Genomic DNA, 17,992 nt, shown 5'->3' on the forward strand with positions numbered 1-17,992 from the left:
GCTCGGGGCTGTATATGTTTTTTCCCACTCCGGCTGACCGTTTACGTCCGTCTTGGTGAGAATGGTGACTTCACCCTGCTTCGTTTTTTACGATTGCCTATCAGATAACCTCCGTCATCGGAAGAGATGATCGAAAAGGCACGCCGTTTCGTATTTGGTTCTTGGAACGGCCGTGACCATACGATGTCGCCCTGCTCATTAAGCTTCATCATAAGCATGGCGTCCTCATCGCCAGACTCATAATCCGGATAGCCTATGCCGCCAACTACAATATAACCTCCGTCACTGGCGGGGATCATATCGGCAAAGAATTCGCTGCCGATAAAGCGATAATCTCGATACCATAACTTTTCTCCGTTGCGATCCACCTTCAGGATGTAGCCCTTTTCGTAGGCAATGGCAGAGAACATCCCTCTCCCGGCAATCATAAAGCTGCCATCATCCGTTTCCATAATAGCTACCGGAGTGTGGTGGAATTGTCCATCATCAACAGCCTTGTGCCACAGTACTTGTCCGGACGCATCCAGCCGAATGAGATATAGCTTGTCTAACGGTTTGCCGTCATATAACTTGTAGGTGCCGACTACTAAATATCCTCCGTCCCTAGTCTCTATCGCCCGGTACGCGGCATTCTCGGACGAATAATGATCTAGCTTCTGCTCCCATAGCGGCTGTCCTTCTACATCCGTTTTAATGATATAAGCCTTAACGACATATGACCAACTATCTTGCCCGATCATTTTCTTCTCCGTAATGCTTCCTACCGTCAAATAACCGCCATCGGAGGTAGGGATGACCGCTTCCCCTCTGGAACTGCTTCCATAATCCCTAAACCATTCCACGGCAGCCCGCGGTTGCGATGGCTCGGCAGATGCTGGACTCATCGTGCCCTGTAACCCGAGTGTTAGCATGATTCCGGCAACGCACGCGGCTATCAAGCGTGTACATGTGTTGAACAAATGAAGCACCTCTCTCCATGAATTATTGCATGATGCTTGATGATTGCTGTCGAAGCAAGCGGTGTGGATAGCCTCTATTATGATTATTGATTGGATCATCATTCCTGTGTATCCCACGAATTGCATAATTCTGTATGACGCTCGAACGGTTTTTAATCATGCACGATAGGGACGGCCTACCCATAAGCTCCGGTGAAAAAAATAAATGATATTGTCACATTGATGAAAATTTTGGATAATAATGATGTTCTGTTACGTATGTATGTGATGATGTAGGTATAACGATCCAGCACTAGAGAGTAGGGTGATTCAGTTGACTTCAAGTCTTGAACAGCAATGGAAAGCAACTGAAATTCATGAGAATAAGAGTGATTGCTAGAGTCCATGACCTTGATATGCTATAAACTTGGTTGACGGTGATCATAACGATAACGGTTCGTTGAAGTTACAGATAGGCTGTTCACAAATTGTTAGATGACATGGAAGGGAAGAGGAGTGAAAATGACAACAACCGCATTATTTGCTTGCTGCCTTCAAATGTTTCCTTCACCAGAATTACATCGTACAGCTGAATACTATGAGAATCTAGGGTTCCGTTCAGTCTATTATTTGGAATCCGCAGAACCTCATGTATGCTTGTACCGGGATGCAATGGAAATTGTGTTGACGAAGGGCAATCCAGAGAACTTCAAGCCGAATCGATTGCTCCATGGATATGGGTATGATGGATATTTTATTACGACAGACCAGCAGGGAATGCTGGAGGAACTTACCGCAAGAGGCGTTAAAATTGTGCGTCCACTTACAACAACCGACTATAACAATCGAGAATTTGTATTCGAGGATGTAGACGGAAGATGGATCGCGGTCGGTATGAAGCAGTCATAGTTTCCTATGGAAATGAGGGTTAATAAAAAATGCAAGAGCAACGGCTGAAACAATACTTGTGCGAGCATGAAGCGTTCATGCGTGATTTGCGTATCGTTCAGGAGTTACAACTGCCGCAATGCTATATTGCAGCGGGTTACATTCGCAACTACGTGTGGGACAGGCTCCATGGCTACGATAATCGCAGCAGACATAGTGATATTGATGTTGTCTATTTTGATCGCAATGATGCATCCGAGGAACGTGACATTCGCTTGGAGCAGGCGCTGATTCAAAAGACAGGCAATAAGAAATGGTCAGTCAAAAATCAAGCGAGAATGCACACTCATAATGGGGTAGAGCCCTATACATCCACATGGGATGCACTGTATCACTGGACGGAAACGGCGACAGCCGTCGGCGCTCGATTGGATGAAAACGATCAATTGGATATTTGTGCACCGTATGGATTAGATGATTTATTTCAGCTCGTCGTAAGAAGATGTTCACAGTTCCCGAATCACAGTTATTACGTGGAACGCGTTAGGAGTAAGAAGTGGAAGGATCAGTGGCCGCTTCTTACGATTATAGAATAATGGATTGGATATAGAATGTTAATGTTTCGTAAATTCATCATGAGACAATGGCTTTCCGACATAGCCTAAAGTGAAAACGATGTAATCGTTGGAACGATACCTTTGGAAGGAGCCGTGTCTGTGCGTAATCAAGTAAAATGGCTGTTATGTTTGACTCTTATTATCGGTTCATTGCAGGCTTTATTCGTTCAGCCAGCTGCCGCAAGCAATGAGCCGGATGGGGATGCGTCAACGACTGCAGTTGCTGCCGCATCTCCGCTTCGTCCATTTCCACAGCATACTACCTATGTATCAGGTGTCATTAAGCCGAATAATGTGGATCAAGCAATGATGGACAACGAGGTAAGAAGGCTGTATGACGAATGGAAGGGGCGGTATTTAAAGAAGAATCCGTATGTCAGCAACCAATACTTTGTCCACTATAATTTGAATCAGGAATCGGATGATGACCCTCAGGTGGTGACGACAAGCGAAGCGAACGGGTATGGCATGCTCATTACGGCCATTATGGCAGGATACGATAGCAACGCACAAACCTATTTTGATGGTCTCTATCGTTTCTATAAGGCTCATCCGAGCGAAATTAATGCGCAGCTCATGGCTTGGCAGCAGAAGGACAACGGATCTGCGATTGTCAGTAACGAGGATGCGGGAGTCAATGGTGCTACGGACGGGGATATGGATATCGCATATGGATTGCTGCTTGCCGATAAGCAGTGGGGCAGCTCAGGCAGTATTAATTATAAATCTGCCGCCGTTCAAATTATTAATGCCATTATGGCGAGTGAAGTGAACCAATCGGCATGGCATTTGAAGCTGGGGGATTGGGCTTCAGACTCCAGTTCAAAATGGGGCAAGGGGACACGGCCATCCGATTATATGCTGAACCATTTGCGTGCTTTCCGTGCAGCGACAGGAGATGGACGTTGGGATACGGTATTGAATCAGACCTACTCTATCATTCAGCAGTTATATACGGGTTACGCTGGCTCTACAGGTTTATTGCCTGACTTTGCAACGAAGGAATCAAGTGGTTACAAGCCGGCTGTTGGCGAGTATTTGGAAACAGATAAAGACGGCTATTACTACTACAATGCCAGCCGCACACCTTGGCGCATTGCTACGGACTATATACTTACCGGAGATTCAAGGGCAAAAGCACAGCTGACCCAATTGAATAACTGGATAAAGGGAAAGACAGGGAGCGATCCAGCAAAAATCAAGGCAGGCTACCGACTTAACGGGAATCAAATTAACTCCTACTATGATTTGACATTTGCAACTCCATTCGCAGTGAGCGCAATGATCGACAATAGCAACCAAGCTTGGCTGAACGCGTTGTGGTCGAATACGACTTCAAAATCGACGAACAGCAATACGTATTTTTCGAATAGCATCCGACTTCTGAGCTTAATTACAGTGTCCGGAAACTGGTGGAGACCTTAGGGAAAGAATTGCAACAATAAAATAGCGGTAGTCTTTGACTGGAAATAAAGTCTTTGACTGCCGCTATTTTTTGAACCTTCGGTCTGCTAGTGTAATGAGTAAGTAGTTAAAACGATTATTAACAGAGTAAAAAGAGTCGGATGCACTTATTTCAAGTGCTCTATAGACATCGTTACAGCTCGGTAATTGGAATGAACGGTTCGGGCTTGTCTGCGTGATCCCTTAACATTTTCTCCATCCAAATCATATCGTACCATTGGTTAAATTTGTACGCGCATTTGGTGAAATGGGCCACCTTCTTATAGCCCAAATGGCTGTGAAATTTTTCGCTGGCGGTGTCCAAATATTCATTCGGTGTACTTGGATAGGATATACATGCGTTCACATTGATCACATTTTGCCGCTTTAAAGCTTCCTCTAAAGCATAATACAGCGCCTTGCCCAGTCCACCCCCGCGACAATCCTGCCGCAGATACACGCTTGTTTCAACTGACCAGTCATATGCAGCACGGCCTTTAAAGACAGAAGCATATGCATATCCGCAAATTTGCTCGTTTTGAACAATGACGAGATAGGGATATCTTTGCAGTGTATTCTGAATTCGATTGGCAAATTCTTGGACAGTTGGCACGGTGTACTCAAAGGTGATAGCCGTATCCGTCACATACGGGGCGTAGATGTGTAACAGCTCCTGCGCATCAGATTCAACTGCCATGCGAATGTAAAAACTCTGGTTCATACACGCTCCCCTTTCTATTCATGGTGTCAAAGTTATTTTTTCATGATTTTAGCACAACCCAAGGGAGTATGACATGATTCATTTAGGCATCTGTGCTAAGGCACATATGCTGCTTTTGATTCTGAGCATAATTGATAACGATTTTTCTATACAGGAACATATCATCATATATTTACAAATACATAGGATAACCTTGCCTTTCAATAGGTTAAGCGCTATAATCGGTAGGGTTTGAGGATATACATATCTTCTATAGAGAGGGGAATCTTGGTGAAGACTAGCAAATGGAATGTGTTAAAACGTAGTCTGGCCAGCGGTCTCGTTGCTTTAGTCGCCATGCTCGGGTTTGTTATTCCAGCACAAGCGACTCAGGCTCCTGTCGATGCTCCGCAAGTAAGTGTAAGCTCTTGGTCAATTAACGTACTGAATGAGGGGGAAAAGTACGGGATTTTCCCACTGACATGGTATACAGACGGTACTTTTCAACAGCCGATATCAGCAGACAAGTTCCAAGCACTTATGAAAGCAACATCTGCGAAGCTGGATGCACTGGAATTAAAGAAAAAATACGTTCACAGTACCAGCGACTGAAAAAGTCATTACAAGAGAATCGGTAATCAATGCGGTATACGGTGTACTGACTCAATATGACTTGCCGGAATCCATTCAAATTGGAACGGATGAGCCAATTGCTTTCCTCCAGAAAAAAGGGATTGTAAACGGAACGGGCAAAGGACTTGATCTGGACAAGCCAAGTACGGTTGAACAAGCAGTTGTTATGGCAAGTCGTCTTGTAGAATACACCTACGATGCCGTTGACGGTGGAGCGAAGGGGCTTCTCTGGAAGGCAACAAAAGGACAAAATACGCTTTACTTGCTCGGATCGATTCATGTCGGCTCTCCTGAAATGTATCCGATAAAGAAGAGTGTACGCGATGCTTTCAAGCAGGCAGATTCCCTGTGGGTTGAAGTCGATCTGCTAGGCAACAAAGATATGGACTACTTCACGCAATCGATGGCGTATACAGACGGTACGACATTGAAGGATCACGTCTCGAAGGAAACCTATGCGAAGCTGCAAAAGGTGTTGGAGAAAATGCAGCTGCCGAAGGAAGTCTTTGACGGCTTCAAGCCATGGGCAATAACGACTAACCTTGCGCTTGCAGGCATGACAGGCTCTCAAGAAGAGATGGCGCAAGCTGCTGCGCTCGGCATTGATTCCTACTTCACGAATTCGGCATTGCTCGCTGGCAAGCCAATTCATGAGCTGGAAGGCTTAAAGCTTCAAGCCGATATCTTCAACAAGGTTCCAGTTGCAACACAAGAGAAGGAATTGAATGAAGCATTGGATCAAGTTTTGACGCCAACAGGTAAGCCGGATGAGTCCATGGAGTTGTTACAATCTTGGCAGAAGCTGTGGGTGAAGGCTGATCTGGATAAGTTCAAGCAATCCTTCACAAGCTCGAAAGAAAAGATGACAACGGATTCGGCAAAACGCTTGTTAGGCGAACGCGACAAGAACATGGCGAAGAAGCTGATGGAGTTGCTTGATAAAGAAGGATCCTCAACGCACTTTGTCGTTGTAGGCGCAGCTCATTACGTGGTTCAAGATATGGTCGTTGATCAGTTGAAGGCGAAAGGCTACCAAGTAGAGTTCGTGAAATAGAATAGTTGAAAAAAGAGGCTGATCCTTATGCTGCTGAACATGGTGGCGGGGGATCAGTCTTATTTCTTTAATCTATTCGAAAACGGTCTATATTTCCAAATATCGTAATATCACGATCATATTTGGGAGTTATTAGACCTATTGACTGGCAGAAAATTCCGATGTATGATTAGAATGAACATTCGATCTATTTCATGGGAAAGGAGATATCTCTTTCTTAAATCAATTGGAATCAATCATGATCTTCATTATTGGAATTCAGCGGAATATTGACCGCGAAAGCAAAGTATACTTTAAGATTAGAACGATCATTCAATCTAATTTATTTTTTATAGTAAAACCAAGCTTGGCTTACTTTATCTTACCGGCGACAGCGGGAACGTTTACGGCAGCGAGATTGTTCTGTTTATAGAATGAATATTCAGTCTAATCAGTTGAATATACTTTTGTGAAGTATAAAGGGAGTGGAAAAATGGACGACATCCAAAAGCTTGTCGCAATTGAAGAGATTAGCAATCTTAAGGCTCGTTATGTTCGGTATGCAGATGAGAAAAAGTGGTCAGAACTTGCAAAATTGTTTACTACAGAAGCTACTTTTGAAGCCTATGATGCAAAAGATAACTTGCTTGTCAGAATGAAAGGTCAACAAGAAATTCAACACGCTATTAATGACAACGTTGGAGCGGCACAACCGATTCATCACATCTTCTCTCGTGAGTTTGACTTTACATCGTCAACTACTGCGAAGGCGGTGTGGTCAATGGAAGACAACATTATGTTTCCAGAGGGCTCGGAGTTTTCATTGATCCGCGGCTATGGCCATTATCACGATACGTACGAGAAGGTCGATGGCAAATGGTTCATTCAGTCCTTAAAAATTACTAGAGTTAAAATGGAATTCATCAAATAGATGAGTAAATTAACGGAGGGATGACTATTATGTCACTTGTACAATATAAAATGAACATTCATGTATCGGACGAACAAATTGCTGATCTCAAAAGACGCTTGAAGGATACTCGATTCATCAGCAATCCAGGAAATGAAGACCGATACTATGGTATCGATGCTAAATATATGAGTGAATTGGTTGACTACTGGGCTAGTCAATTCGACTGGCGCAAAGCAGAAGCGCAGATTAACGCTTTTGATCACTATAAAGTAGAGATAGATGGCGTACCTATTCACTTTATGCATAAGCCTGGTAAGGGACCAAATCCAATTCCGCTAATTATTAGCCATGGCTGGCCTTGGACATTCTGGCACTGGAGCAAAGTCATTGGCCCATTGGCAGATCCTTCTGCATACGGCGGAGATCCTGAAGATGCATTTGATGTTTATATTCCTTCGCTCCCTGGCTTTGGGTTCTCTACGCCGCTTACAAAACCAGATATGAACTTTTGGAAGATTACAGATCTTTTCCATAAACTCATGACGGAGGTATTAGGCCATAAAAAATATGCAGCCAGTGGTTCCGACTATGGCGCGCTGATTACAGGTCAACTTGGTCACAAATATGCGGATTCTCTTTATGGCATTCATTTGGGTCATGCGATTCTGCTCAATCTCTTCCAAGGCGAACGCCCATGGGATCTAACCGACGGATTTAAAGTGCCGGCTGGCGCACCTGATGACATTCGTGAAGGAATTCTTCACTTCCAACGCACTTATGTATCTCATGTGGCCGTTCACATGCTTGACTCTGCGACTATCTCCTATGGGCTGAACGACTCTCCGGTCGGACTTCTTGCTTGGATCATGACTCGCTGGTTGAAGTGGGGCGACGATACGGGCTACAACATCGAAGCCAAGTACACCAAGGATGAGCTTCTGACTATGGCATCGATTTTCTGGTTCAGCAACAGCATTGAGATGACAATTCGGATGTATACAAATATGAATCGTTATCCATGGACGCCATCCCATGATCGCACACCGATCGTTGAAGCGCCTATGGGTATCACTTTCCTTGGAGGCGAAAATATCCCAGGTACGACTACCGAAACTCGCGTTCAAGCGTTTCTCGACAGCCCAGACGCAAAATGGTATAACCCGATTTACTTGAAAGCCCATGAAAGAGGGGGGCACTTCACGGGATGGGAAAACCCAGACGCCATTATTGAGGATATTCGTGGAACATTTAAAAAACTTAGATAACATCTCAGAAGAAAATTTGGAAGAATGACTAACGAAAAAACGATAGTTAAGTGGGATCAGCGACGGCATTTTGAAACTTTGTTTTCTCGGACATTCTGTGATCGCAAAAGAACGTCAAATGGTGTATTATGTTTAGATTGATTGTTCAATTTTTGAGAATGTGCGAAAGGAGGTAGTAAGCATGTTCGAGCAATATAACAATGTGCAGCAGGCCGTCCTTGAGACAACTCTGGATCTGATCATCGACAGGGAACTGCAGGCTACGTCCATGTCGCTGATCGCTAAGAATTCAGGTGTTTCTACTGGAAACATTTATCACTATTTCAGCAGCAAGGAAGATATCATTAATGAACTGTACAAGGCGATCGTGCGATTTAACGGAGAGTTCGTAACGAAGAACATAAACGAGACTGATTCTATTCAGAAGCAGTTTCGTAATGCTTGGCGCAACTTGATCGAGCTGGGCAATAAGTATCCGAAGGGGTTTCGTTTTATTGAGCAGTATTCATTCTCTCCTTATATTTACGAGCAGTCTAAGCTGGAAGCTTACAAGGACGGCTGGTGCGGCCCACTAGAGAAGATGTATCAAAAGGCAGTCGAGGAAGGCCTATTCGTTCAATTGGAGCCTCAAATAATGGTGCAGATGCACTATGGATCCATTGTTTATCTCTTAAAGGCTAATCAGCAAAATTTGATTGAGCTAACAGATGATATTGTGGATAAAGCGATTCTCGCTTGCTGGAACGCAGTGAGCCGCCAGGGGCAAACTTTCATATAATAAAAAACAGACCGATCGTCCCCCATAGAAGGCGGACATTGGTCTGTTCTCATTTACAGCTATGTGATCGGGATTGTCATCCGTATTTAGATCTCATTTTCTTGACTAATGCACAATGACTGAAGATGCTCTCCCAGAATACGTTCAACACGCTCGGCTTGTAGGCGCTGCGGATGAAGGATGAGATGGAGGGCAAGCCCATCCAGCAGCGCATATAGCTTCTCGACTCGGGCTAATCAAGAATTCAGGAGTGCTCAGATTGTTTCAAGATTCCCTGCTGGAGGGGATGGTTGCAGAGGAAAAGCGTTCCCAATTTATGAATGTGATTGCAAAGCCAAGCTACTTCGATGCCGTTGCGGAAGAAGCAAAGCTGATTGACAGTGTGGAAAATGCGGTTCGGGGGCAAAAGCTGGGAGATATGCCGGTAAGAGTGATTCCACGAGGTATTCCGCATCCTTATTCAAGTACGGGCATTTGGGAAGAAGCAGCAAAGAAACTAAAGGAGATTTGGCAGAAAGGTCAGCGGCGAATGTTGAACATTTCATCGAACAGCAAACTGATAGTAGCAGCGAAGAGCGGGCATATGGTAATTGATGATGAACCGCAGCTGGTGGTGGATGTTATTCGTAAGGTGTTGGCTTCAGTGGCAAATAGAAACATATAGAATAGAAAATGAAGTCGAGAGTATGTATCAGTTTGAGCGCTAATGAAGACATTGTTAGATAAAGTAAAACAAAGTCAGAAAGCTGGTTTCGGTCATCTTTCTGACTTTTATGTCACATGATAGAGTTCTATTATGAAAAGTAAAGCTAAAGTGAAATCAAATCCCGTGACAACGAATTTAATCGTTCCATTCCGTTGTCAGTAATCAGCACCATATCCTCGATCATAATCGATCCGATGCCATATCCGTAGTAGGGTGTCTCCAAGCAGATAACCATGCCCGGCTGAAATTCTGTGTCCTCGGATGGACTGAGGAATGGAGCTTCCTCTGCAGCTAAGCTTAATCCTGCACTGTGGCCCAAATGTCCACGATTATAAGTCGGAAGGCCGGAACGGCGGATGACAGACATTGCTTCGTTAAAGGCATGCTTCATTGGCATCCCCGGCTCAATGATCTCGAGCAGATGATCATGTCCAGTCCGCAGCGCGTTGTAGATACGCTGTACCGTATCGGAAGGGGAACCGAGCACAAATGTGCGAGCGATGTCTGAGCCGTATCCGTTGACGTCGACACCGACATCAAACTTGATCACTTCACCAGCTTGTCCAGGTCGTGTATCGAAAATATGTGCAGGGGCGAAATGATCCCCAACAGATATCATATGGAAGCGGGAATTTGCTCCATTTGCATGAGTCAGCAGGGCAAGACGGAACGCATCTGCGATATCAAAAGCAGAGCTTCCGACGGAGATTCCTTTTATCGCCTCGGTTATGCCAATTTCGGCGTAGGTGCAGCTCTTGCGGAGCTGTTCCACTTCCCATGGCGTTTTCTGTGCACGCAGTTCGGTCAAAATTGGGCTTGCCTCTGATAGCTCGACATGGGGCAAAGCGTCTTGCAAGGCGCGTACAGCTCCGTACTTCATGGCGTTCAGCTCCACGGCAACCTTTCCACTGCTTACTCCATACTCAGCGAGCACCTCATGGAGCAATCCAAACATCTCCTGAACCTGATGATTCACTGGGCGTTTCCCTTCATATTTATCACCACGCAATCCAAGCGGATCATCGACGTCGACCCAGGTTGGGTATGTTCGGAGCTCGCATTGGGGCAAGTCCTCTGGAACGCCTGCGGCTTCAAATTCGTTCATGATGATGACCGTGCGGCGCGACGAATCACGGAATATGACGGCTAGTGCGACTTCGCTCATACGCAAGGTGTACATGAACGTGCTCGGATGGCCGGATAAATAGTAGAAGTTCTCGCAGCCAGATGCCACGATGGCGTCTATCTGTTCACGTTCCATGATTTGTCGTGCATGCTCGGTGACATGCTTCAGATGCTCTGCTTTGTCGTTCATCATGACAGTCTCTCCTTTGATGAAAGTTCGATATTCAATTCCAATCCCCTTCGAATTTTAATGAAATAGCACTTCGGTTACATCTCCATATCCATGTCCATTTCCATTTCTGTGCCATTGTTGCTGCAAATGGTTTTGCAATTGGTATTCCATTGATATTTTCATTTCTACTGCTCTTACTTTACTTCCGCTTCGGGCGTCTTTATTTCCTGCGTGATCGTGTCTGGATCATTTGCGAGCTGCCGCAAAAACTTGCGGGCGCGCTCTGTCTTAGGTTGATTGAAAAACTGCTCAGGCGCGCTTTCCTCTTGAATTTTGCCGTCACTCATGAAAATGACGCGATTGGCAACTTCTTGGGCGAATTTCATCTCGTGCGTTACGACGATCATAGTCATGCCTTCCGCAGCGAGCTGCTTCATTACCGCAAGCACTTCGCCCGTGAGTTCCGGATCGAGCGCGGATGTCGGTTCATCGAAGAGCATAATTTCAGGCTGCATCGCAAGTGCCCGTGCAATTGCAACACGCTGCTGCTGACCCCCGGACAGCCTAGAAGGATACTCATCCTTTTTATGCAGCAGTCCTACCTTGGCAAGCAACGTTTCCCCAATCTTAATCGCTTCCTCTTTGGACAGCTTTTTGACGATTGTTGGGGCCATGATAACATTGTCCAACACGGTCATATGCGGAAACAGGTTGAACGATTGGAACACCATGCCTGTTAACGTGCGAATTTGCTGAACGGCTTTCTTTTTAGAAGCAGCATCCATTGCGGTATTCCATTCGGCACTACCGACTTGAATGGAACCGGAGTCTGGAACCTCCAGTCCGTTCAGGCAGCGCAGCAATGTACTTTTTCCCGAACCGCTAGGCCCGACCAATACGACGATTTCACCAGATCGAACTTGCAGATTGATATCTTCGAACACAAGCAAATCTCCGAACCGTTTCCTTAGTTTGTTTACTTCAATCATGTTGATCACACGTCCTTAATAGGCTTTAGACAAGCGAATTTCAATACGGTTCAAAATCGCTGAGAAGCCAATACTCATTACCCAATACATGAGGGCAATCGCAATGAAAAATGGCATTGCCACATAATATTGTGCAATAAGCAGTTGGGCGGAGCGAAGCAGCTCCGTTACGGTAACGACCGAGACGAGAGATGTCTCCTTCAGCATGCCGATGAAGGTATTGCCCATCGGTGGGATCGCTACGCGCGCCGCCTGCGGAAGCACAACTCTCCACATCGTTTGCCAGGGAGATAAGCCTAATGATAAAGCAGCTTCGGTCTGTCCGTTGGATACGGAAAGGATGGCGCCGCGGAATGTTTCGGACAAGTACGCGCTGATGTTGATACTAAGTGAAATAAAGGCCGCTGTGAGCGGCCCGAGTGTAATCCCAAAGTCGGGTAGTCCATAGTAAATAATGAAAATCTGTACCAATATCGGCGTTCCGCGAATGATAGACACATAAATTCTAGCGACATTGCGGATGAACTTATTTCCCTTCAAGCGAGCTACGGCGACAACCAACCCGATGAGGAGTCCAAAGAACATGGAAACGATCGTAATCAGCAGGGTGTAATATGCGCCTGTAAATAAAAAGTCTAGGTTTTGCCAATAGCGTTGCATAAAAGAATCCCACTGCAAATATTAAAGGAAAGATATTGTTGCAGATAAAATAATTTACAGTTTTCTTGCTTTCATATAAGCCAAAAAGTTAAGGGTTCTATGAAAGCAAGTAGCCGCGCCCATTTGGTAATATCTATCATTTCAAGGAACTATTTTCCTGAATCTTAGGTCTTTACGACTTTCTGCCGACCTTTGGAAGTGCGAGCAGGCTTCCGAAAAACAGCTTCTCTGAACGTTTCCCAGGGCTGATACAGCATTGAGATAAGTAGTCGATGTAGATCTAATAAGCTCTTCGTTGTACCAAGCTCCATTTTCATCAAGAGCTGAAGGCTATATGCGATCAAACAAATGAGGATCTGATTCCATACCGCGTTCTCTTGCTCTCCATAGAAACGCGTCAGCTTCAGATGCTGTTTAACCCAACGGAAGAATGTTTCTATCTTCCAACGATTGCGATACAGCTCACTGATCTCTTCTGCTGTTAAATCAAAGCGATTGCTAATGATGCGGATCAGCTTACCCTTTAAATCGGTCGTTTCTACAAGTCGCAATGCCTCTTCCATCTGTTTCTTTCCTTTACCGATTCGAACCATTTGATCCCGATGGATCAAGGAGTTTTCGGCTACTGGAAATTCGGAGAGCGTCTCCACGACCGCGTTGTTCTTCAAACGAGTTACGAAAAAAATGCCTTCCCTGCAGTAATGATCATACTTCTTGTAATCGACATAGCCGCGATCGAACACATAGGTGGCTCCGGTTTCATCAATAAGAGCATCCATTTGAGTACGATCCGCAGGCTTCGCAGGTGTAAGCACTGCCTTTTCTGGATAAACCGTGTCCGGATCGCAAAAGGTTACTCGCAAATGAAGTTTGACACCGGATTTTGTTTTTCGGTACGTTGCCCATTTGTATTTACTTAAACATAGGCTCATCGTCGTGGAATCTAGCAATTTTACTGTGCCGATTCGCCCTGAAGCAGGACGGCTGTGCTCGCTGATTTTCAAGACCAGATCCGCAAATATGCTTTGCAAAACCTCACTGGAAAGCTTGTTGTTTTTCCTTGATAGCTGTGAGGTGCTTATGGACGTAATTCCAAGTTCTTTCTGGAACGCTTCGTTACACTGCAATTCAGTAACGATAGTTCGTAAACAGTCTCGCTGCTGCAGCTGTGCATCCATAAAGATCAAGAGATAGGCCAGTGAATGCAGCTTTTTAACGTACTTATCTTCGCCGGTTTTATCCGTCCAATCTGAAATGATTTGTGCATTTAGTGGTGCGACCCATTTACCAAATGATGAAAGTAGTGTATCCTTGTCCATGTACGATCTCCTATGATTAGGGATTTGGACAGGACTACCTGCTCCCCTAATTATGGAGATTTTTTCTTTGAATGGACGTCGATAATTTAACATTTTTAGTACAATTTAGAATTTGTAATTAGGTCTGAAATTTAATGCAACGCTATTGAGGTTTTGCATGACGAGTTCCATCTCTTGTACCCTCCCGGAATGGCTTAAATGTTAGGCTCTACATCAAACCATTTTTTGAAAATTTCTTTGAATGTGCCGTCCGATTTCATTTCTTCCAATGCTTTGTTGATGGCGGCAAGCAGCTCCGGATTGTTCTTGCGAATGGCGATACCGGCTACATCTTCTTTGATAGGCTCACCGACAGCCTTCACGTCGAAATGATTTTTCTCAATCAACGGCTTGAGCGCAAATACGTTGTTAATCGTTGCATCGATGCGTCCCACATTCAAATCCTGCAAGGAGGTAATGACATCGTTGTAAGTCGCAATTTCAAACTTTCCAACCTTAGGCATTGCAACATCGCGCAAATATTTCTCATCATTCGTTCCAAGACCGACACCGATCTTCTTGTCTTTGAAGTCTTCAATTTTCTGGATGGACGTATTGTCACTCTTCACGATGACATTTACGGCATTTTTCACATAAGGAGTGGAGAAATCCATCTTCTGCTTGCGATCGTCTGTAATGGTAACTTGGCTGACTAGCGCATCGTATTTATCCTTTTGCAATCCTTCGATCAATCCGGAGAATTCGCCAGTGATGAACTCGACCTCTACTCCGATATGTTTCGCGACTGCCTTGGCAATATCAGCATCGAAGCCGTCGACCTCACGCTTATCGTTAATGAAGTTGTATGGGGCATAAGTGCCCATAAGCCCGATTTTAATTTTTCCAGATTTTTTAATTTGTTCCAGTGCGTTAGCGGAGCCCGCATCCGTTGTCGATTTGCTTCCGCATCCGACAAGTGCCACCGCGAGAACCGTTAATAGAGTAGTAGCTTTCAGAAGTTTTTTGAAATGGAATGACATGATTGTTGCCTCCTTGTGATGTTGTAGCTGTTTCCATTTGAACTCCAATGAAATGATCATATTCACGTTGAACCGTGCATGTATATGGGCTTCGGCAACCGTAATCGGAATTATCCGAGAAGTCCCCGAAATTCGAATGTGGCAGTTGCTTCTGCGATTGCTGCTGGCGAATAGGCAGACTGGTAATCGACCTCATGCATAGGGCCGAACAGCCATTTGGACAACACGCCTGTAAGTAAGCAGACCAGAATGTTGGCGCGGAGCGACAAATCATCTTTTTGCGGCAGCATTCCCAATTCGATTGCTCTTTGTATATTCATCTTGAATGCTGCTTCAAAAGCAATCCAGGCTTGCGATACAGCTTCTCGAACGGGAGGATCGGCGCCTTGCCCCTTCATAAGAAGGAGAGCCATCAAATTCCGGTTCTGATCAGCGAATGTGAATAGCTCGGTGAGCAGTCGAGTCGAGGAGCTTATCATATCATCGACAGTCCCTGTATGCTTGCGATAGCCTTGAGCAATGACTTTGCTTAGTTTCTCCTTGCCTTCATCAATTAACTCGAGAACGATTTGTTCTTTGCTTTGAAAATACCAATAGAACGTTCCTTGAGAGACACCGGCAGCTTTGACCACATCGGATATCTTCGTACAGTGGTATCCTTTGTTTGCAAAAAGGTAGAGAGCAGCATTCATGAGCTGCTGACGTCTATCCGGTTCTTGATTTGATCTGATAGCCAGCGTTCATCGCTCCCTTTTCTTAACTGATTCATCAGTCAGTTTTAATTCCGATGCGATTACTATACTTTTGAATGGGCGCAGTGTCAAGTGTTAATTTTGATTGGAATAGTAGGATTTGAAAAATATCCTCCAAAACATATCGTATCTGCCGGCGCCATCATTTTGAATGAACAGCACGAAATTTTTCTGATTAGAGGGCCGCGTAGAGGATGGGAGATGCCGGGTGGTCAAGTGGAAGAAGGGGAATCGCTCGCTCAAGCGGCCATTCGTGAGACGAGGGAAGAAGCGGGAATCGATATTGAAATTGTTCGCTTCTGTGGGATCTATCAGAATGTATCCGCTGGAATATGCAATACGTTATTTCTAGCCAAGCAGGTGGACGGTGAGCTGACAACGACAGAAGAGGCGCTAGAAGTGGGGTATTTTCCAATAAAAGACGCTTTGCAGATGGTCACATGGAAGAACTTCCGCGAGCGAATTGAGAAATGCTTGGATGCTTCCCAGCAGCCGTTTTATGTCGAGTTCTAATGCTGTAAATAAATCGAGGATGTGTTGGTATATCGGCTAACGAAAATCATGGCTTTGACTCGTAAAAGGTATACCCCACATACAGCATGCCGTAAAAAAAGCATACAGGTTGCTCGGCCTTAATCGATTGGTACTATTGATGATCATACACAACTATATACGAATAAGCTTCAAATCTATCGCGCATGTACAGTTATAACATTAATCAAATGTCAACGTCATAAGAAACAATAATGGCTAGTGATTGTAAAAATCGTACAACCTTAGCATATAGTTTAAACTTTTTAGATATGAGTTATTAGATGTATGATTAACTAGATCGATTGGAGCGAGCTATGGCCGCATCTTATGGTTCCACTGCAACGAAGAGAACCCCTCATTTCACTTTGCAAAATGAGGGGTTCATTTACATGTTTCACTAAGGCGTTGCACCGCTAGCTGACTCGCTGAATTGAACAATGCCGGCGGACACTTCGCTAACAATTTGCTGCATCTCTGTCCACGGCGGTTGAAATTCCCTGCCCCATTCAATCGTAAAGCCGTAAATTTTCCCTTTGCTCGGATCAGTCATATGACGACTATACGCATAGTCATCAGAGGTGCCGGAAGTAGGATAAAGGTCGAACGCCTGCTGTACCTGATAATTTCGTCCTCGAACGGCTTTAATGCCTTGGTGCATCGCGTTTGCTAGCGCAAGGGTTACCGTTCGATCCTCGTTCGAAATATACTCTTTATAGGCGTTATCTCCTTTTAACCCGCGGACTGTATCAAATGCAGGGTTCATAAAGTTCATATTTTGTTGATTCGACTGGTTTTCATCATCTCCCCAGTTCGTTAAAATTTTCTCTCCGTATGAGTGGATATCCACATACCACTTAATTTGCGGAAAGTTATCGAATATCCAAATAACATTTTGCGTCTCATGTTCGGAAGCGGGAGTGCTGCCATGATACGTCTGGTCTATGCTGCACGGGTCTGTGGACGTGCGAACTGGCGCTAAAGGGGAGAAGTGGTGAGGGAAATTCCATAAAAAAATCGAAATTTCGATTTATATCAACTCCAACACAACTGTTATTTCCTCCACTATCAGCTGGATTCCGGTTACGTCTCCACAACGCTTCTATCGTTTGGCTGTATAAACGGCCATCTGGGTTAACATCTGGAAAAATAACAAAATCAATGGACTCGAAGAGAGATTTGATCTCAGTTGAAGTGAAGTTTTTTCCTCCATAGACTAACCCGGTACCTTGGTCATAGGCCTCCAATAAATCTGCCGCCAAAAACACACAAATTTCACAGCTTCCCCATTCGCGTGCATGAACGCCGCCAGTTATAAAAATTGTATTTCGTTTGCTTTGAAAATGACTTGATAGGTGTAACGCGTGAGATGTACGCTGCTCTACACTTTTATGGGGAAGTGTAATTAACTTCGTGAAGTTCGGATATTTGCGGCTTAGAGCAATAATAGCCGACTCCACTTCGTTCACATTTAAGTAAGCCACCTTTTTTCCTCCTGTCAAGCATAGACT

The 17,992-nt window shown here is 44.7% G+C and carries 21 protein-coding genes; 10 read left to right on the forward strand and 11 right to left on the reverse strand.

Features of this window, described 5'->3' with window-relative positions:
- Window positions 1–41 precede the first annotated feature (41 nt).
- Window positions 42–1,061 carry a hypothetical protein gene (locus tag PAV_RS11610; RefSeq protein ID WP_157266783.1) on the reverse strand — a complete coding sequence of 340 codons (1,020 nt, stop codon included), beginning with the start codon at window positions 1,059–1,061 and terminating at the stop codon, window positions 42–44.
- 399 nt (window positions 1,062–1,460) lie between these two features.
- Between PAV_RS11610 and PAV_RS11615 the strand changes: the two genes are divergently transcribed.
- The 3 genes from PAV_RS11615 to PAV_RS11625 all read left to right on the forward strand — a co-directional run bounded on the left by PAV_RS11615 (window position 1,461) and on the right by PAV_RS11625 (window position 3,868).
- Window positions 1,461–1,847 carry a VOC family protein gene (locus PAV_RS11615; RefSeq protein WP_005546303.1) on the forward strand — a complete coding sequence of 129 codons (387 nt, stop codon included), beginning with the start codon at window positions 1,461–1,463 and terminating at the stop codon, window positions 1,845–1,847.
- Between the two features lie 29 nt (window positions 1,848–1,876).
- On the forward strand, window positions 1,877–2,422 hold the full coding sequence (locus PAV_RS11620) for a nucleotidyltransferase family protein (protein ID WP_005546305.1): 546 nt from the start codon (window positions 1,877–1,879) through the stop codon (window positions 2,420–2,422).
- Between the two features lie 120 nt (window positions 2,423–2,542).
- Window positions 2,543–3,868, forward strand: a complete 1,326-nt coding sequence (locus tag PAV_RS11625; protein WP_005546307.1) for a family 8 glycosyl hydrolase — start codon at window positions 2,543–2,545, stop codon at window positions 3,866–3,868.
- 172 nt (window positions 3,869–4,040) lie between these two features.
- Here the strand turns inward: PAV_RS11625 and PAV_RS11630 are convergent, their stop codons facing one another.
- Window positions 4,041–4,607 (reverse strand): GNAT family N-acetyltransferase, encoded by a 567-nt coding sequence (locus tag PAV_RS11630; RefSeq protein WP_005546309.1) that lies wholly within the window; start codon window positions 4,605–4,607, stop codon window positions 4,041–4,043.
- 270 nt (window positions 4,608–4,877) lie between these two features.
- Here PAV_RS11630 and PAV_RS37230 point away from each other — a divergent pair, with 270 nt between their 5' ends.
- The 5 genes from PAV_RS37230 (at window position 4,878) to PAV_RS11650 (ending at window position 9,208) form a co-directional block, all read left to right on the forward strand.
- The gene (locus PAV_RS37230) at window positions 4,878–5,198 is read left to right on the forward strand and encodes a hypothetical protein (RefSeq protein ID WP_005546311.1); all 321 of its coding nucleotides are present in this window, start codon (window positions 4,878–4,880) and stop codon (window positions 5,196–5,198) included.
- Window positions 5,199–5,259: 61 nt separating this feature from the next.
- On the forward strand, window positions 5,260–6,273 hold the full coding sequence (locus tag PAV_RS11635) for a TraB/GumN family protein (RefSeq protein ID WP_005546314.1): 1,014 nt from the start codon (window positions 5,260–5,262) through the stop codon (window positions 6,271–6,273).
- A 472-nt stretch (window positions 6,274–6,745) separates the two neighbouring features.
- On the forward strand, window positions 6,746–7,183 hold the full coding sequence (locus PAV_RS11640; RefSeq protein ID WP_005546315.1) for a nuclear transport factor 2 family protein: 438 nt from the start codon (window positions 6,746–6,748) through the stop codon (window positions 7,181–7,183).
- A gap of 29 nt (window positions 7,184–7,212) precedes the next feature.
- Complete coding sequence (locus tag PAV_RS11645) at window positions 7,213–8,430, forward strand: epoxide hydrolase family protein (protein WP_005546317.1); 1,218 nt, start codon at window positions 7,213–7,215, stop codon at window positions 8,428–8,430.
- Window positions 8,431–8,611: 181 nt separating this feature from the next.
- Window positions 8,612–9,208: a TetR/AcrR family transcriptional regulator gene (locus PAV_RS11650; protein WP_005546318.1), complete on the forward strand. Its 597-nt coding sequence runs from the start codon at window positions 8,612–8,614 to the stop codon at window positions 9,206–9,208.
- An 86-nt stretch (window positions 9,209–9,294) separates the two neighbouring features.
- On the opposite strand, the gene PAV_RS33355 is transcribed toward PAV_RS11650, so the two are convergent.
- Entirely contained in the window at window positions 9,295–9,417 is a 123-nt protein-coding gene (locus PAV_RS33355; protein ID WP_081505739.1) for a TetR family transcriptional regulator C-terminal domain-containing protein, read from the reverse strand.
- A 41-nt stretch (window positions 9,418–9,458) separates the two neighbouring features.
- Between PAV_RS33355 and PAV_RS11655 the strand changes: the two genes are divergently transcribed.
- A complete protein-coding gene (locus tag PAV_RS11655) occupies window positions 9,459–9,872 on the forward strand; it encodes a PH domain-containing protein (RefSeq protein ID WP_372515397.1) in 414 nt (137 codons plus the stop codon).
- A gap of 145 nt (window positions 9,873–10,017) precedes the next feature.
- On the opposite strand, the gene PAV_RS11660 is transcribed toward PAV_RS11655, so the two are convergent.
- From PAV_RS11660 to PAV_RS11685, 6 genes are all read right to left on the reverse strand, one after another.
- The gene (locus PAV_RS11660) at window positions 10,018–11,232 is read right to left on the reverse strand and encodes a M24 family metallopeptidase (protein ID WP_005546323.1); all 1,215 of its coding nucleotides are present in this window, start codon (window positions 11,230–11,232) and stop codon (window positions 10,018–10,020) included.
- A 173-nt stretch (window positions 11,233–11,405) separates the two neighbouring features.
- A complete protein-coding gene (locus tag PAV_RS11665; protein WP_005546326.1) occupies window positions 11,406–12,200 on the reverse strand; it encodes an amino acid ABC transporter ATP-binding protein in 795 nt (264 codons plus the stop codon).
- A 15-nt stretch (window positions 12,201–12,215) separates the two neighbouring features.
- Window positions 12,216–12,860: an amino acid ABC transporter permease gene (locus tag PAV_RS11670; protein ID WP_005546329.1), complete on the reverse strand. Its 645-nt coding sequence runs from the start codon at window positions 12,858–12,860 to the stop codon at window positions 12,216–12,218.
- Between the two features lie 164 nt (window positions 12,861–13,024).
- A complete protein-coding gene (locus PAV_RS11675; protein ID WP_005543483.1) occupies window positions 13,025–14,179 on the reverse strand; it encodes an IS4 family transposase in 1,155 nt (384 codons plus the stop codon).
- A 194-nt stretch (window positions 14,180–14,373) separates the two neighbouring features.
- Window positions 14,374–15,198: a transporter substrate-binding domain-containing protein gene (locus PAV_RS11680; RefSeq protein ID WP_005546331.1), complete on the reverse strand. Its 825-nt coding sequence runs from the start codon at window positions 15,196–15,198 to the stop codon at window positions 14,374–14,376.
- 110 nt (window positions 15,199–15,308) lie between these two features.
- On the reverse strand, window positions 15,309–15,890 hold the full coding sequence (locus PAV_RS11685; RefSeq protein WP_005546334.1) for a TetR/AcrR family transcriptional regulator: 582 nt from the start codon (window positions 15,888–15,890) through the stop codon (window positions 15,309–15,311).
- A 141-nt stretch (window positions 15,891–16,031) separates the two neighbouring features.
- Between PAV_RS11685 and PAV_RS11690 the strand changes: the two genes are divergently transcribed.
- On the forward strand, window positions 16,032–16,463 hold the full coding sequence (locus PAV_RS11690) for an NUDIX hydrolase (protein ID WP_157266815.1): 432 nt from the start codon (window positions 16,032–16,034) through the stop codon (window positions 16,461–16,463).
- A gap of 418 nt (window positions 16,464–16,881) precedes the next feature.
- Here the strand turns inward: PAV_RS11690 and PAV_RS32330 are convergent, their stop codons facing one another.
- Window positions 16,882–17,499, reverse strand: a complete 618-nt coding sequence (locus PAV_RS32330) for a M14 family zinc carboxypeptidase (protein WP_338010902.1) — start codon at window positions 17,497–17,499, stop codon at window positions 16,882–16,884.
- Window positions 17,384–17,965, reverse strand: a complete 582-nt coding sequence (locus PAV_RS32335) for a M14 family zinc carboxypeptidase (protein WP_005546338.1) — start codon at window positions 17,963–17,965, stop codon at window positions 17,384–17,386. Before PAV_RS32335 ends, PAV_RS32330 begins: the two co-directional genes overlap by 116 nt.
- Window positions 17,966–17,992: the final 27 nt, after the last annotated feature.

The organism is Paenibacillus alvei DSM 29, from assembly GCF_000293805.1.
GTDB classification, from domain to species: Bacteria; Bacillota; Bacilli; order Paenibacillales; family Paenibacillaceae; genus Paenibacillus_B; species Paenibacillus_B alvei.

Bases quoted from the DNA above. Each gene is read 5' to 3' on its own strand.
- PAV_RS11610 (WP_157266783.1), bottom strand. From the start codon at position 1,061: ATGATGATCCAATCAATAATCATAATAGAGGCTATCCACACCGCTTGC.
- PAV_RS11615 (WP_005546303.1), top strand. From the start codon at position 1,461: ATGACAACAACCGCATTATTTGCTTGCTGCCTTCAAATGTTTCCTTCA.
- PAV_RS11620 (WP_005546305.1), top strand. From the start codon at position 1,877: ATGCAAGAGCAACGGCTGAAACAATACTTGTGCGAGCATGAAGCGTTC.
- PAV_RS11630 (WP_005546309.1), bottom strand. From the start codon at position 4,607: ATGAACCAGAGTTTTTACATTCGCATGGCAGTTGAATCTGATGCGCAG.
- PAV_RS11640 (WP_005546315.1), top strand. From the start codon at position 6,746: ATGGACGACATCCAAAAGCTTGTCGCAATTGAAGAGATTAGCAATCTT.
- PAV_RS11645 (WP_005546317.1), top strand. From the start codon at position 7,213: ATGTCACTTGTACAATATAAAATGAACATTCATGTATCGGACGAACAA.
- PAV_RS11650 (WP_005546318.1), top strand. From the start codon at position 8,612: ATGTTCGAGCAATATAACAATGTGCAGCAGGCCGTCCTTGAGACAACT.
- PAV_RS11660 (WP_005546323.1), bottom strand. From the start codon at position 11,232: ATGATGAACGACAAAGCAGAGCATCTGAAGCATGTCACCGAGCATGCA.
- PAV_RS11665 (WP_005546326.1), bottom strand. From the start codon at position 12,200: ATGATTGAAGTAAACAAACTAAGGAAACGGTTCGGAGATTTGCTTGTG.
- PAV_RS11670 (WP_005546329.1), bottom strand. From the start codon at position 12,860: ATGCAACGCTATTGGCAAAACCTAGACTTTTTATTTACAGGCGCATAT.
- PAV_RS11675 (WP_005543483.1), bottom strand. From the start codon at position 14,179: ATGGACAAGGATACACTACTTTCATCATTTGGTAAATGGGTCGCACCA.
- PAV_RS11680 (WP_005546331.1), bottom strand. From the start codon at position 15,198: ATGTCATTCCATTTCAAAAAACTTCTGAAAGCTACTACTCTATTAACG.
- PAV_RS11685 (WP_005546334.1), bottom strand. From the start codon at position 15,890: ATGAATGCTGCTCTCTACCTTTTTGCAAACAAAGGATACCACTGTACG.